Raw genomic sequence first — 14,290 nt, forward strand, 5'->3', positions numbered from 1 at the left:
CTTTCGGCGAAGTTGAACGTTTGCGCAGGTGAAATGATGGCTTTTTGCTGGATGTTTCGGGGCAGGAGAGTGTGTGGGATGCACCTCTATAGTGCGTAGGAAATATCTGATTTTGGTAGATAAGGCTGCGTTGCAGCCCTTTCGCGACACAAGGCCGCTCCTACAAGGGACCGCGTATTCCTGTAGGAGGGGCCTTGTGTCGCGAAAGGGGCGAAAAGCGCCCCCAGCGATCTTTAGGGCATCTGCACTTCGATCAGGCCATCAGCATTCATGCTGACTTCACTGGTACCCGCCTCGATATCCGGCGCCGGTGCCGCCTCATCGGCCGCCATGGCTTTCATCGCCATTGGCGCGCTGCGCAGGTAAGGGCGCGGGTACCCGGAGCTGTTCAGGTTCAGGCTGACCACTTTATAGCCCTTGCCCCCCAGTGCCTCGGTGGCCAGTTGCGCACGGGCCTTGAACGCAGTTACCGCATCCTTGAGCAGCTCATCCTCGCTGGCCTTGCGCGTGGCCGGGGCAATGGAGAAGTCCATGCCGCCCATTTTCAGGTCCTGCAGCAGGTCGGCGGTGAGCTGGGACAGGGCGGGGAAGTCGGCACCTTCCAGGCGCAGCTCGGCGCGTTCGCGCCAGCCGGTGATCTTCTGGCCCTTGCTGTCGTACACCGGGTAGCTGTTGCGGCTGCCTTGGCTGATCTTCACGTCCTTGACCTGGCGTGCCTGCTGCACGGCCTTGTTCATGGTTTCGGTGATCTGCTTGGCGAGCTTGCCCGGGTCGGTATTCTGCGCTTCGCTGTAGAGGGTCACGACCATCAGGTCGCGTGCCACTTCCTTGCTGACTTCGGCGCGCAGCGATACCTGGTTGTAGCGCGGCTCGTCGGCCGCCAGTGCCGGCAGGCTGGCAAGCAGGCCGCAAGACAGGATCAGGGCCGCGCCGCGACGTGAGATGTGCATGTGTTACTCCTTGGCAATAGTGGGCGTGGGGTCTGGCCATCCATTCCACGCATGGCCCATCAGACCCGGAGCAGTGTAGTGGGTTCAAAAGTGCCACTATGAACGTGTGACAAAGTGTGGCGCTTTGCCGCATCGCTGCAGCGGGGGGCCTGGCTTCGGTATACTCCAGCCGATTTTCCTGGAGCACTCATCGGGAGAGCGCATGCTCGCCGCCGCACAACCGTTGTCCGCAACACGCCAGAACCTCTGGCGCCTGACCGTCATTCGCGTTCTGGTCCTGGCCGCCCAGGCAGGCTCCGTGGGCGTCGCCTATTGGACCGACCTGCTGCCGCTGCCGTGGCTGTCGTTGGCCGCGACCTTGGCTTTGTCGTCGCTGCTTTGCGCCTTCACCGCCCTGCGCCTGCGCCTGTCGCTGCCGGTCACCGAGACTGAATATGCCTTGCAGCTGGCTTGCGACCTGCTGATTCACAGCGCCTTGTTGTACTACTCGGGTGGCTCGACCAACCCGTTCGTTTCCTATTACCTGGTGCCGCTGGCAATCGCCGCGGTGACCTTGCCGTGGCTGTATTCGCTGATCCTCTCGGGGATCGCCCTGACCGCCTACAGCTTGTTGCTGGTGCAGTTCTACCCGCTCGAAGGGCTGCCGATGGCACGGGACAAGATGCAGGTCTACGGCATGTGGCTGAGTATCGCCCTGGCCGCTGCAGTGATCACCTTCTTCGCCGCGCGCATGGCCGAAGAGCTTCGCCGCCAGGAGCAGCTGCGCTCCGAGCGCCGCGAAGAAAGCCTGCGTGATGAGCAGCTGCTGGCCGTCGCCACTCAGGCTGCTGGTGCGGCTCACGAACTGGGCACACCCTTGGCGACCATGAGCGTGCTGCTTAACGAAATGCGCCAGGACCACACCGACCCGCTTTTGCAGGAAGACCTGCAGATCCTTCAGGACCAGGTCAAGCTGTGCAAGGAAACCCTGCAGCAACTGGTGCGCGCCGCTGAGGCCAACCGCCGCCTGGCAGTGGTCGAACAGGACGTTACCGCCTGGCTCGACGAGGCGCTGAACCGCTGGCACCTGATGCGCCCGGAGGCCAGCTATCGCTTCCAGCGCCTGCGTGACGGCCAGGTGCCGCGCCTGACGCCGCCACCGGACCTGACCCAGGCGCTGCTGAACCTGCTGAACAATGCAGCCGATGCCTGCCCCGATGACCTGCAGGTGACCCTTGACTGGGACGCCCAGGATATTCTGATCAGTATCCGCGACCATGGCCCTGGGGTGCCGCCGGCCATCGCCGAAGCGATTGGCAAACCCTTCATTACTACCAAAGGCAAAGGCTTCGGCCTGGGCCTGTTCTTGAGCAAAGCCAGCGTGACCCGTGCGGGCGGTTCGGTGAAACTCTATAGTCATGAACAGGGTGGCACCCTGACCGAATTGCGCCTGCCCCATGGCAAGCGAGGAGATGAATGATGAGCGAAGAAAACCAGGTCGAAGGCGAAGAGCTGCCGCACCTGCTGCTGGTGGACGATGACGCCACCTTTACCCGGGTCATGGCCCGCGCCATGAGCCGCCGCGGTTTCCGCGTGAGCACTGCCGGTTCCGCCGAGGAAGGCCTGCTCCTGGCCCAGCAGGACCTGCCGGACTACGCCACGCTCGACCTGAAGATGGAAGGCGACTCGGGCCTGGTGCTGCTGCCCAAGCTGCTGGAGCTGGACCCAGAGATGCGCGTGGTGATCCTGACCGGTTACTCGAGCATCGCGACCGCCGTCGAGGCGGTCAAGCGTGGCGCCTGCAACTACCTGTGCAAGCCGGCTGACGCCGACGACGTGCTGGCGGCGCTGCTCTCGGAGCATGCCGACCTGGACTCCCTGGTGCCGGAAAACCCGATGTCGGTGGACCGCCTGCAGTGGGAACACATCCAGCGTGTGCTGAACGAGCACGAGGGCAATATCTCCGCCACCGCGCGGGCGCTGGGCATGCACCGCCGGACCTTGCAGCGCAAATTGCAGAAGCGCCCCGTTCGCCGCTGACTCAGCGTGGGCTTCTTCGCGGGTAAACCCGCTCCCACAGGTGATGTGCTGCCCTTGTGAGCAGCTCAGAACCTGTGGGAGCGGGTTTGCCCGCGAAGAGGCCGGCACAGTTAGAAAGTTCTTTGTAGTCCACCACGATCCCCGCATTTCCTGACGCGTTGGCGTATCATTAGCCGCCTAACGGCAACCCCCATCAGGACCGCTTGCGCATGCTCGCCCTTCTCATCCAGACGCTGAACATCACGGCGCCCGTCTTCGCCATGCTGTTCATGGGCGTGCTGCTCAAACGCATCCACCTGATCGACGACAATTTCAACCGCGTCGCCTCGCAGTTGGTGTTCAACGTCTGCATGCCCGCGTTGCTGTTCCTCGGCATCTACCATGCCGACCTGGCCACGGCGGTGCAGCCCAAGGTCATCCTCTACTTCGTTGCCGCCACCCTGGTCGGCTTCGCAGTCTCCTGGGGCATGGCCATCTGGCGAAGCCCGTTGGCCGACCGGGGCATCTACACCCAGGGTGCGTTTCGCGGCAACAACGGTGTGATCGGCCTGGCCCTGGCCGCCAGCCTCTATGGCGATTACGGCATTTCCCTGGGGGCGGTGCTCGCCGGCCTGGTGATCCTCATGTACAACTCGCTGTCGTCGGTGGTGCTGGCGGTGTACAGCCCGGACCTGAAGTCCGACCCCTGGAGCATTTGCAAGAGCATCTTCAGCAACCCGCTGATCATCAGCGTGCTGGTGGCCACGCCGATGGCCTACGGCCAGGTACCGCTGCCCAACTGGCTGCTGACCTCGGGCGACTACCTGGCGCAGATGACCCTGCCGCTGGCGCTGATCTGCATTGGCGGCACCCTGTCACTGGCGGCGCTGCGCGACAGCGGCAAGCTGGCCGTCGATGCCAGCCTGGTGAAGATGGTCTGGCTGCCGCTGATCGGCACGCTGGGTGCCTGGCTGTGCGGCTTCCGTGGTGCCGAACTGGGTATCCTGTTCCTGTACATCGGCAGCCCGACGGCGGCAGCCAGTTATGTCATGGCTCGTGCAGCCAACGGCAACCATGAATTGGCGGCGTCGATCATCGTGATCACCACGCTAATGGCTGCGATCACCACCAATATTGGTATTTTCATCTTGCAGTGGGGCGGATGGATCTAGATCCTTGACTGCAAAACAACAGCAACAACACTGCCTCACTGAGCCAAAGGACACTTCATGCAAGACCAGAGCACGCCCGAGCAGTTGAAGCGCGGGCTGAAGAATCGCCATATCCAGCTGATCGCGCTGGGTGGTGCCGTTGGCACCGGGCTGTTTCTGGGCATTGCCCAGACCATCCAGCTGGCCGGCCCCTCCGTTTTGCTGGGCTACGCCATCGCCGGCCTGATGGCCTTCTTCATCATGCGCCAATTGGGTGAGATGGTGGTCGAGGAACCGGTCGCCGGCAGCTTCAGCCACTTCGCCCACCAATACTGGAGCGAGTTCGCCGGGTTCGTCTCGGGCTGGAACTACTGGGTGGTGTACGTGCTGGTCGGCATGGCCGAACTCACCGCCGTGGGTATCTATGTGCAGTACTGGTGGCCAGAGTTTCCGACCTGGGCCACCGCGGCGATCTTCTTCGTGGCGATCAACCTGATCAACCTGACCCAGGTGAGAGTCTACGGCGAGATGGAGTTCTGGTTCGCCCTGGTCAAGGTGGTGGCAATCGTCAGCATGATCGGCTTCGGTGCCTGGCTGCTGGCCAGCGGTCACGGTGGCCCGGATGCCAGCGTGGCGAACCTGTGGCAATACGGCGGGTTCTTCCCCAATGGCGTGACCGGGCTGGTGATGGCGCTGGCGGTGATCATGTTCTCGTTCGGTGGCCTGGAGCTGGTCGGTATCACCGCTGCCGAAGCCGACAATCCGCGCCAGAGCATCCCCAAGGCGACCAACCAGGTGGTCTACCGCATCCTGATCTTCTACATCGGCGCCCTGGCCGTGCTGCTGTCGCTGTACCCCTGGCAGAAAGTGGTGCAGGGCGGCAGCCCGTTCGTGATGATCTTCCACGAACTGGACAGCGACCTGGTGGCGACCATCCTCAACATCGTGGTGCTGACCGCGGCGCTGTCGGTGTACAACAGCTGCGTGTACGCCAACAGCCGCATGCTGTTCGGCCTGGCCAGCCAAGGTGATGCACCGCGTCAGTTGCTCAAGGTCAGCCGCAGCGGCGTGCCACTGACGGCGTTGGGCGTTTCGGCCTTTGCGACCGGCATGTGCGTGCTGATCAACTACCTGATGCCCGGTGAAGCGTTCGGCCTGCTGATGGCCCTGGCGGTGTCGGCGTTGGTGATCAACTGGGCCAGTATCAGCATCACCCATCTTAAGTTCCGCAAGGCCAAACTGGCGGCGGGGATTACCCCGTTCTACCAGAGCTGGGGGCACCCGCTGACCAACTACCTGTGCCTTGCGTTCATCGTGCTGATTCTGGTGGTGATGTACCTGACTCCGCCGATTCGCATCTCGGTGATGCTGATTCCGGGGTGGATTGCGGTGTTGTGGGTGGCCTTCAAACTTAAGAAATCTCGCCAGGTTCGTCGTTAGATTTGTATTGCCTGTGAGATCGAGCGCCGCCCGCGCGGCGCATCGCGGATGAATCCGCTCCTACATCTGTTGCAACGTACCGAACCTGTTACGCCATGGTTGCCCGCCTTGGCGCATGTCTTGAGTCTTGCAAGCAGGCTGACAACCATGGCCTCACAGGCATGGCCACGTTGCAACAGATGTGGGAGCGGATTCATCCGCGATGCGCCGCGCGGGCGGCGCTCGGTCTCACAGGCGACACAAGGCCCAAGGCATGCACCTGCGGGTATCACTCCATCAATGCTGCCGCCGCCAGGCACGCACAGTGGTATAGAGCAACACCACACCCAGCACCGGCAGAACGTAGAACAGCATCAACCGCTCCAGGCGGCCAGCCAGTGGCATGCCCATGGTAAAGGCCGCCACATGCAGGGCGTAGACCAGGTACAGGCAGAGGAACATCAGCCCCTCGGCGCGGGTGATGCGATAACCGGAATAGAACACCGGCAAGCTCAGCGCGGCGACGCCAAGCATCACTGGCAAGTCGAAGGCCAGTGCATTGGGTGAGATGGTCAGTGGCTCGGGGGTAATCAGCGCGGTCAGGCCGAGTACTGCGAGCAGGTTGAACAGGTTGCTGCCAACCACTGTGCCGACTGCAATCTCCCGCTCACCTCGAATGGCGGCGATCAGCGCGGCGGCAAGCTCAGGCAGGGATGTACACACCGCGACCACGGTCAGGCCGATGACCCGTTCGGACAGGCCCAGGTCGGTCGCCACTTCGATGGCTGCTTCCAGCAGCAGGTGCCCAGCCAGGCTCAGCAGGCCGAGGCCGAACAGCACCTGCAGCAGCGTCCCGGACCAGAAGCGCCCGGCACTGGCCGCCCCGGCATCCGGCGCCGGATAGGTGCGGGCATAGTTGCGCGATTGATGCCACAACATGGCCAGGTAGCCCGCCAGGGCAAGCAACAGCAGCAACCCTTCGGCCCGGCCCAGGTGGCCGTTGGCACAGAGCGCATAGACCAGGCCGCTGGCGGCAATCATCAGCGGGATGTCCAGGCGCACCAGCTGGCGTGAAACCCGCAACGGGATGATCAGTGCCGCCAGGCCGAGGATGACCAGCACATTGAAGATGTTGCTACCGATTACGCTGCCCACGGCCACGTCGGGCGCACCCTGGTAGGCGGCCTGCAGGCTCACGGTCAGCTGCGGTGCAGTACTGCCGAAGGCCACCAGGCTCAGACCGATGATCAATGGCCGTACGCGCAGCCGCCCGGCCAGGCGCAGCGCCGCGCGCACCAGCAGTTCGGCGCCGGCGATCAGCAGCAGCAGGGCGACGCCCATTTGCAGCAGGCTGAAGGTTGGGAGGGTGGCGAGGTCGAAAATGGTGGGGCTCCAGTCAGGACGGGTGTCAGCTCAGTCGCTCAGACCTTGTACCCGGACGCGCGCCGTTCCGCTACGGAGCATGCCGATTTTTTCTGCTGCGGCACGTGACAGGTCGATCAGCCGGCCGCGGGTATGCGGGCCTCGGTCGTTGATGCGCACTACCACGCTGCGGTCGTTTGCCAGGTTGGTGACCAGCACCCGGCTGCCAAAAGGCAGGCTGCGGTGGGCGGCGGTGAGGCCGTGCTGGTTGAACGGTTCGCCGCTGGCGGTGCGTTTGCCGTGGTGGCGTGAGCCGTAGTAGGACGCGGTTCCGGTTTCATTGTAACCGCGGGGGTCGATGTCATGGCTGGCGCAGCCGGCCAAGGCAGAGAAGAGGGCGAGGGTGGTCAGGGATCGTTTTAGCAATTCGGATGCTCCGGTGCTGCTAGTGGGGCCGCTGTGCGGCCCATCGCGGATGAATCCGCTCCTACACGCGTGTCGCGATGCCTTGTAGGAGCGGATTCATCCGCGATCGAGGGCAAAGCCCTCGCCGCGTTTTCAGCTCACCCTTCGAGCTTGGCCTTGAGCAATTGGTTCACCTGCCCCGGGTTGGCCTTGCCTTTGGAGGCCTTCATCGCCTGGCCAACGAAGAAGCCGAACATCTTGCCGCGCTTGGCCTCGTCGGCGGCGCGGTACTGTTCGACCTGCTCGGCATTGGCGGCGAGCATCTCGTCGAGCATCTTGTCGATCGCACCGGTGTCGGTGACCTGCTTGAGGCCGCGGCTGGAGATGATGCTGTCGGCATCGCCTTCACCGGCGGCCATGGCCTCGAACACGGTCTTGGCGATCTTGCCGCTGATGGTGTTGTCGCGAATGCGCAGCAGCATGCCGCCCAGGTGCGCGGCGCTGACCGGCGCCTGGTCGATCTCGATGCCCAGCTTGTTCAGCAGGCTGCCCAGCTCGACCATTACCCAGTTGGCGGCCAGTTTGGCGTCGCCACCGATCTTGACCACTTCTTCGAAGTAGTCCGCCTGCTCGCGGCTGGAAGCCAGCACGTTGGCGTCGTAGGCCGACAGACCGTACTGGCTCTGGAAGCGCTCGACTTTCTGTGGCGGCAGCTCCGGCAGGCCGGCGCGGACGGTTTCGAGGAAGCTGTCCTCGATCACCACCGGCAGCAGGTCCGGGTCGGGGAAGTAACGGTAGTCGTTGGCTTCCTCCTTGCTGCGCATGGAGCGGGTCTCGTCCTTGTTCGGGTCGTACAGGCGAGTTTCCTGCACCACCTTGCCGCCGTCCTCGATCAGGTCGATCTGGCGCTGGATTTCGCTGTTGATCGCGCGCTCGATGAAACGGAACGAGTTGACGTTCTTGATCTCGCAGCGGGTGCCGAACTCGGCCTGGCCTTTCGGGCGGATCGACACGTTGCAGTCGCAGCGCAGCGAGCCTTCGGCCATGTTGCCGTCACAGATACCCAGGTAGCGCACCAGTGCGTGGATCGCCTTGACGTACGCCACGGCTTCCTTGGCGCTGCGCATGTCCGGCTCGGAGACGATTTCCAGCAGTGGCGTGCCGGCACGGTTCAGGTCGATGCCGGTGGAGCCGCTGAAGTCTTCGTGCAGGCTCTTGCCAGCATCTTCTTCCAGGTGCGCGCGGGTGACGCCAATGCGCTTGATGGTGCCGTCTTCGAGGGCGATGTCCAGGTGGCCCTTGCCGACGATCGGCAGGTCCATCTGGCTGATCTGGTAACCCTTGGGCAGGTCGGGGTAGAAGTAGTTCTTGCGCGCGAACACGTTGCGCTTGCCGATCTCGGCATCGATTGCCAGGCCGAACATGCAGGCCATGCGCACGGCTTCCTGGTTCAGCACCGGCAGGACGCCGGGCATCCCCAGGTCAACCAGGCTGGCCTGGGTGTTCGGCTCGGAGCCGAAGGTGGTGGCGCTGCCGGAGAAGATCTTCGACTGGGTGGCCAGCTGGGTATGAATCTCCAGCCCGATCACAACTTCCCATTGCATGTGTGAATTCCTCAGAAGCCGTTAGGGGCGCGGGTGTGCCAGTCGGTGACTTGCTGGTAACGGTGCGCGACGTTGAGCAGGCGGCCTTCCTGGAAATACGGGGCCAGCAGCTGCACGCCGACCGGCAGGCCATCGACGAAGCCGGCTGGCATCGACAGGCCCGGCAGGCCCGCCAGGTTGGCGGTGATGGTGTAGACGTCTTCCAGGTAGGCGGCGACCGGGTCGCTGCTCTTAGCGCCAAGTTTCCAGGCCGGGTTCGGCGTGGTCGGGCCGAGAATCAGGTCGACATCGTTGAAGGCGGCCATGAAGTCGTTCTTGATCAGGCGGCGAATCTGCTGCGCCTTGACGTAGTAGGCATCATAGTAGCCGGCCGACAGGGCGTAGGTGCCGACCATGATGCGGCGCTGCACTTCTGCGCCGAAGCCTTCGCCACGGGAGCGCTTGTACAGGTCGGTCAGGTCTTTCGGCGCTTCGCAGCGGTAGCCGAAGCGCACGCCGTCGAAACGCGACAGGTTGGACGAGGCTTCGGCCGGGGCGATCACGTAGTACGCCGGAATGGCGTGCTGCATGTTCGGCAGGCTGATTTCCTTGACCACCGCGCCGAGCTTTTCCAGTTCCTTGACGCTGGCCTGGACCAGTTCGGCGATGCGCGGGTCGAGGCCGGCACCGAAGTACTCCTTCGGCAGGCCGATGCGCAGGCCCTGCAGGGAGCCATTGAGGCCGGCGCTGTAGTCCGGAACCGGCTCATCGATGCTGGTGGAGTCCTTGGCGTCGAAGCCGGCCATGCCTTGCAGCAGCAGGGCGCAGTCTTCGGCGGTACGCGCCAGCGGGCCACCCTGGTCGAGGCTGGAGGCGTAGGCGATCATGCCCCAGCGCGACACGCGACCGTACGTCGGCTTGAGGCCGGTGAGGTTGGTCAGTGCCGCCGGCTGGCGGATCGAGCCGCCGGTGTCGGTGCCGGTGGTGGCCGGCAGCAGGCGCGCGGCAACGGCCGCGGCCGAACCACCGGACGAGCCGCCTGGGACGTGCTCGAGGTTCCACGGGTTCTTCACCGCGCCGTAGTGGCTGGATTCGTTGGCCGAACCCATGGCGAATTCGTCCATGTTGGTCTTGCCCAGGGTGACCATGCCGGCTTCGGCCAGCTTGGCGACCACGGTGGCGTCATACGGCGCCTTGAAGTTGTCGAGCATCTTGGAGCCGCAGCTGGTGCGTACGCCGAGGGTGCAGAACAGGTCCTTGTGGGCGATCGGCGCACCCAGCAGCGCACCGGTCTCGCCAGCGGCGCGACGGGCGTCGGCGGCACGCGCCTGGCCCAGGGCCAGCGCTTCGGTGACGCTGATGAAGCTGTTGATCTGTGGGTCGATCTGCTTGACGCGCGCCAGCAAGGCGCCGGTCAGCTCTTCGGAGGAAAACGACTTGTCGGCGAGTCCGCGAGCGATCTCGGCCAGGGTCAATTCATGCATGGCAGGCTCTATCCCTTACTCGATGACTTTCGGAACCAGGTACAGACCGCTTTCGGTCGATGGTGCGATGGCCTGGTAAGCCTCGCGCTGGTTGCTTTCGGTGACCTGGTCGGGACGCAGGCGCTGGCTGGCCTCCAGGGGGTGGGCCAGGGGCTCGATGCCGTTGGTATCGACCGCTTGCATCTGGTCGACCAGGCCGAGAATGCTGTTCAGGGCGTCAGTAATGCGTGGCAGTTCGCCGTCATTCAGGCCCAGGCGGGCCAGATGGGCGATCTTTTCCACGTCGCTGCGTTCAAGCGCCATGGTGATCTCCAGGGGAAACAAAGAACGGAATAGGGTCCGCGGTGAGGAACATGTCAGCATTTTGGCGGTCTAACGGCCGCGATCATCTGCTGGCGTGCTCGGAAAAACAGCCAATTTAACATATTGGCTCCTTGCCCAAAATCCCTGCCATTGTTAGAGTTTGCCGCACTTTTTTACCCACGCTTTCCCCAGGGTCACTTTCCCATGTTCAAGAAACTGCGTGGCATGTTTTCCAGCGATCTTTCCATCGACCTGGGGACTGCCAACACCCTTATTTACGTGCGTGAGCGCGGTATCGTCCTGAATGAGCCCTCGGTTGTTGCCATCCGTACCCACGGCAACCAGAAAAGCGTCGTCGCCGTCGGTACCGAAGCCAAGCGCATGCTGGGCCGTACGCCAGGTAACATTGCTGCCATTCGTCCGATGAAGGACGGCGTCATCGCCGACTTCAGCGTTTGTGAAAAAATGTTGCAGTACTTCATCAACAAGGTTCACGAAAACAGCTTCCTGCAGCCCAGCCCTCGCGTGCTGATCTGCGTGCCGTGCAAGTCGACCCAGGTAGAGCGCCGCGCCATTCGCGAGTCGGCCCTGGGCGCCGGTGCCCGCGAAGTGTTCCTGATCGAAGAGCCAATGGCCGCTGCCATCGGCGCCGGCCTGCCGGTCGAAGAAGCCCGTGGCTCGATGGTTGTCGATATCGGTGGTGGTACCACCGAAATCGCACTGATCTCGCTGAACGGTGTGGTGTATGCCGAGTCCGTTCGTGTTGGCGGCGACCGCTTCGACGAAGCCATCGTCACCTACGTGCGCCGCAACTACGGCAGCCTGATCGGCGAATCCACCGCCGAGCGCATCAAACAGGAAATCGGCACCGCCTACCCGGGTGGCGAAGTACGCGAAGTCGACGTGCGCGGCCGTAACCTGGCCGAGGGCGTGCCTCGCGCCTTCACCCTGAACTCCAACGAAGTCCTGGAAGCCCTGCAGGAATCCCTGGCCACCATCGTCCAGGCGGTCAAGAGCGCCCTGGAGCAGTCGCCGCCGGAGCTGGCCTCCGACATCGCCGAGCGCGGCCTGGTGCTGACCGGTGGTGGCGCATTGCTGCGTGACCTCGACAAGCTGCTGGCCCAGGAAACCGGCCTGCCGGTGATCGTCGCCGAAGACCCGCTGACCTGCGTCGCCCGTGGCGGCGGTCGCGCCCTGGAGATGATGGACAAGCACGCGATGGACCTGCTCTCCAGCGAGTGATCCCCGCAGCGATAGAGCGCCCGGTTTACAGGTAGCACGCGCAGTGCTACCTGTATGCGCAGGGCTGGCGTCCATTCGGGCGTCGTTTCCGTCAACCCGCAACCAGGCTGGTGCGTTGTCCCATGTCCAATGACTTCCTGAGTCGTCCACGAGGAACGGCCCATTAAACCGCTTTTCTCCAAGGGCCCTTCGCTGGGCGTTCGCCTGCTGGTACTGGTGGTGCTGTCGGTCGCGTTGATGGTTGTCGACGCGCGTTTCGACGTGCTCAAGCCGGTGCGTAGCCAGATGGGCCTGGTGCTCATGGAATCGTACTGGATCACCGACCTGCCGCAGCGCATGTGGCAGGGCGTGGCCGGCCAGTTCGGCAGCCGCACCGAGCTGATCGCCGAAAACGAAAAACTCAAGACCGAAGCCCTGCTGCTGCAGGGGCGCCTGCAGAAGCTGGCGGCCCTGACCGAGCAGAACGTGCGCCTGCGCGAGCTGCTCAATTCCTCGGCGCTGGTCAACGAAAAGGTCGAGGTGGCCGAGCTGATCGGTGTCGACCCCAACCCTTTCACCCACCGCATCCTGATCAACAAGGGCGAGCGTGATGGCGTGTTCCTCGGCCAGCCGGTGCTCGATGCCCGCGGCCTGATGGGGCAGGTGGTCGAGCTGATGCCGTATACCTCGCGCGTCCTGCTGCTGACCGACACGACCCACAGCATTCCGGTGCAGGTCAACCGCAATGGCCTGCGTGCCATCGCCAGCGGCACCGGCAACCCGGAACGCCTTGAACTGCGCCACGTCGCCGACACCGCCGACATCAAGGAAGGCGACCTGCTGGTGAGTTCCGGCATGGGTCAACGCTTCCCTGCCGGTTACCCGGTGGCCACGGTCAATGAAGTGATCCACGATTCTGGCCAGCCGTTCGCCATCGTCCGCGCCATACCTACTGCCGCGCTCAACCGCAGCCGTTACATGCTGCTGGTGTTCAGTGACCGTCGAAGCCCGGAACAGCGCGCCACCGACGCAGCGATTGCCCAGGAAGAAGCCGATCGCAAAGGTACTGGCCAACCCGCTGCCAATGCCGAGCACCCGGCCGCGGCCCCGACCCCGGCGCAGCCGGCTGCTCCGGCAGCTGCGGGTCAGGCACCTGCGGCCCCGGCTGCAACCCCTGCCAGCCCAGCCGCCGCGCCTGCGGCACCTGCCCATTCACGGAGGCAATGATGGCCAAGTCGCGCCGTAATCACGGTTGGGTCATCTGGCTGACGTTTGCCATTGGCCTGCTGCTCAGCGTTTCTCCCATGCCGCAGTTCCTCGAAGTGTTCCGGCCCATGTGGCTGGCAATGCTGGTGTCGTTCTGGACCTTGAACGTGCCCAGCAAGGTGGGCATGACCACCGCCTTCGTACTTGGCCTGGCCGAGGATGTGCTGTACGGCACCTTGCTGGGGCAGAACGCATTCATCCTGACCCTGATCACGTTCCTTGTGCTGTCGCTACAGCAGCGCCTGCGCATGTTCCCGCTGTGGCAGCAGAGCTTGGTGATCCTGGTGATCTTCGGTATCGCCCAGCTGATCCAGCTGTGGCTCAGCGCGCTCACTGGCAATCGCCTGCCAACCCTGGCGCTGGTCTGGTCAGCCGTGATCAGTGCCTTGCTCTGGCCATGGATCAGTTTCGCCCTGCGCGACCTGCGCCGACGTTTGCATATCAACTGACGGCGCTGCCATCACTGACAGGGAGATGTCTGAATGAAACCCCTCTACCTCGCCTCCGGCTCGCCACGCCGGCGTGAACTGCTCGCCCAGATCGGCGTGCCGTTCACGGTTGTCAGTGCGCCCATCGATGAAACCCCGTTAGCGGGTGAAAGCGCCGAAGCCTACGTCGAGCGCCTGGCCCGGGCCAAGGCCGAAGCCGGCCTGGCCACGCTTCAAGGCCCTGCCGTGGCGCTTGGCGCCGATACGGCGGTGGTGCTCGATGGTCGTATTCTCGGCAAGCCAGAAAACCGTGAACATGCACTGACCATGCTGGCGGACCTGGCCGGGCGCGCGCACCAGGTGCTGACGGCCGTGGCTTTGAGCGATGGCCAGCGTTGTGAAAGCCTGTGTGTCAGTAGCACCGTGCATTTTCGTCCTGTCGATGCCGCAGAAGCCGAGCGCTATTGGGCCAGTGGCGAACCCCTGGACAAGGCGGGCGGCTACGCCATTCAGGGCCTGGGTGCGGTGTTCGTCACCGGCCTCGAAGGCAGTTACTCGGCCGTGGTCGGCCTGCCATTGTGCGAAACGGCCACCCTGCTCACCCGGTTCGGTATCGCCTGCTGGCAGGTACCGGCGCTTTTGCCTGAGGTAACAAACCAGCGGTAGCCAGCCTGACACGCGCGATCCATCATTACCGAAGACCTTTGACGAGAGCCTGCC

The 14,290-nt window shown here is 63.7% G+C and carries 14 protein-coding genes; 8 read left to right on the forward strand and 6 right to left on the reverse strand.

Going from position 1 to position 14,290, the window contains the following annotated elements:
- Positions 1–233 precede the first annotated feature (233 nt).
- Positions 234–950 carry an SIMPL domain-containing protein gene (locus tag H040_RS02645; RefSeq protein WP_027920242.1) on the reverse strand — a complete coding sequence of 239 codons (717 nt, stop codon included), beginning with the start codon at positions 948–950 and terminating at the stop codon, positions 234–236.
- A gap of 202 nt (positions 951–1,152) precedes the next feature.
- Here H040_RS02645 and H040_RS02650 point away from each other — a divergent pair, with 202 nt between their 5' ends.
- From H040_RS02650 to H040_RS02670, 4 genes are all read left to right on the forward strand, one after another.
- Positions 1,153–2,409, forward strand: coding sequence for an ATP-binding protein (locus tag H040_RS02650; RefSeq protein ID WP_027920241.1), 1,257 nt, complete (start codon positions 1,153–1,155; stop codon positions 2,407–2,409).
- Positions 2,409–2,969: a response regulator transcription factor gene (locus tag H040_RS02655; RefSeq protein WP_027920240.1), complete on the forward strand. Its 561-nt coding sequence runs from the start codon at positions 2,409–2,411 to the stop codon at positions 2,967–2,969. Before H040_RS02650 ends, H040_RS02655 begins: the two co-directional genes overlap by 1 nt.
- Before the next feature lie 209 nt (positions 2,970–3,178).
- The gene (locus tag H040_RS02665) at positions 3,179–4,120 is read left to right on the forward strand and encodes an AEC family transporter (protein ID WP_027920239.1); all 942 of its coding nucleotides are present in this window, start codon (positions 3,179–3,181) and stop codon (positions 4,118–4,120) included.
- Between the two features lie 57 nt (positions 4,121–4,177).
- Entirely contained in the window at positions 4,178–5,539 is a 1,362-nt protein-coding gene (locus H040_RS02670; protein WP_027920238.1) for an amino acid permease, read from the forward strand.
- A 276-nt stretch (positions 5,540–5,815) separates the two neighbouring features.
- On the opposite strand, the gene H040_RS02675 is transcribed toward H040_RS02670, so the two are convergent.
- From H040_RS02675 to gatC, 5 genes are all read right to left on the reverse strand, one after another.
- Positions 5,816–6,859, reverse strand: a complete 1,044-nt coding sequence (locus tag H040_RS02675; protein WP_027920237.1) for a calcium/sodium antiporter — start codon at positions 6,857–6,859, stop codon at positions 5,816–5,818.
- 72 nt (positions 6,860–6,931) lie between these two features.
- Positions 6,932–7,306, reverse strand: coding sequence for a septal ring lytic transglycosylase RlpA family protein (locus tag H040_RS02680; protein ID WP_027920236.1), 375 nt, complete (start codon positions 7,304–7,306; stop codon positions 6,932–6,934).
- 137 nt (positions 7,307–7,443) lie between these two features.
- Positions 7,444–8,889, reverse strand: a complete 1,446-nt coding sequence (gene gatB / locus H040_RS02685; protein WP_027920235.1) for an Asp-tRNA(Asn)/Glu-tRNA(Gln) amidotransferase subunit GatB — start codon at positions 8,887–8,889, stop codon at positions 7,444–7,446.
- An 11-nt stretch (positions 8,890–8,900) separates the two neighbouring features.
- On the reverse strand, positions 8,901–10,352 hold the full coding sequence (gatA, locus tag H040_RS02690; protein WP_027920234.1) for an Asp-tRNA(Asn)/Glu-tRNA(Gln) amidotransferase subunit GatA: 1,452 nt from the start codon (positions 10,350–10,352) through the stop codon (positions 8,901–8,903).
- Between the two features lie 15 nt (positions 10,353–10,367).
- Positions 10,368–10,655 (reverse strand): Asp-tRNA(Asn)/Glu-tRNA(Gln) amidotransferase subunit GatC, encoded by a 288-nt coding sequence (gene gatC / locus H040_RS02695; protein WP_027920233.1) that lies wholly within the window; start codon positions 10,653–10,655, stop codon positions 10,368–10,370.
- A gap of 204 nt (positions 10,656–10,859) precedes the next feature.
- Here gatC and mreB point away from each other — a divergent pair, with 204 nt between their 5' ends.
- The 4 genes from mreB to H040_RS02715 all read left to right on the forward strand — a co-directional run bounded on the left by mreB (position 10,860) and on the right by H040_RS02715 (position 14,236).
- Positions 10,860–11,897 carry a rod shape-determining protein MreB gene (gene mreB / locus H040_RS02700; protein WP_003255163.1) on the forward strand — a complete coding sequence of 346 codons (1,038 nt, stop codon included), beginning with the start codon at positions 10,860–10,862 and terminating at the stop codon, positions 11,895–11,897.
- Positions 11,898–12,059: 162 nt separating this feature from the next.
- The gene (gene mreC, locus H040_RS02705; RefSeq protein WP_081784329.1) at positions 12,060–13,103 is read left to right on the forward strand and encodes a rod shape-determining protein MreC; all 1,044 of its coding nucleotides are present in this window, start codon (positions 12,060–12,062) and stop codon (positions 13,101–13,103) included.
- Complete coding sequence (mreD, locus tag H040_RS02710; protein WP_027920231.1) at positions 13,103–13,591, forward strand: rod shape-determining protein MreD; 489 nt, start codon at positions 13,103–13,105, stop codon at positions 13,589–13,591. Before mreC ends, mreD begins: the two co-directional genes overlap by 1 nt.
- 33 nt (positions 13,592–13,624) lie before the next feature.
- Positions 13,625–14,236, forward strand: coding sequence for a Maf family protein (locus H040_RS02715; RefSeq protein WP_027920230.1), 612 nt, complete (start codon positions 13,625–13,627; stop codon positions 14,234–14,236).
- Positions 14,237–14,290: the final 54 nt, after the last annotated feature.

This window comes from Pseudomonas sp. URMO17WK12:I7, from assembly GCF_003269045.1.
Classification (GTDB): domain Bacteria; phylum Pseudomonadota; class Gammaproteobacteria; order Pseudomonadales; family Pseudomonadaceae; genus Aquipseudomonas; species Aquipseudomonas putida_J.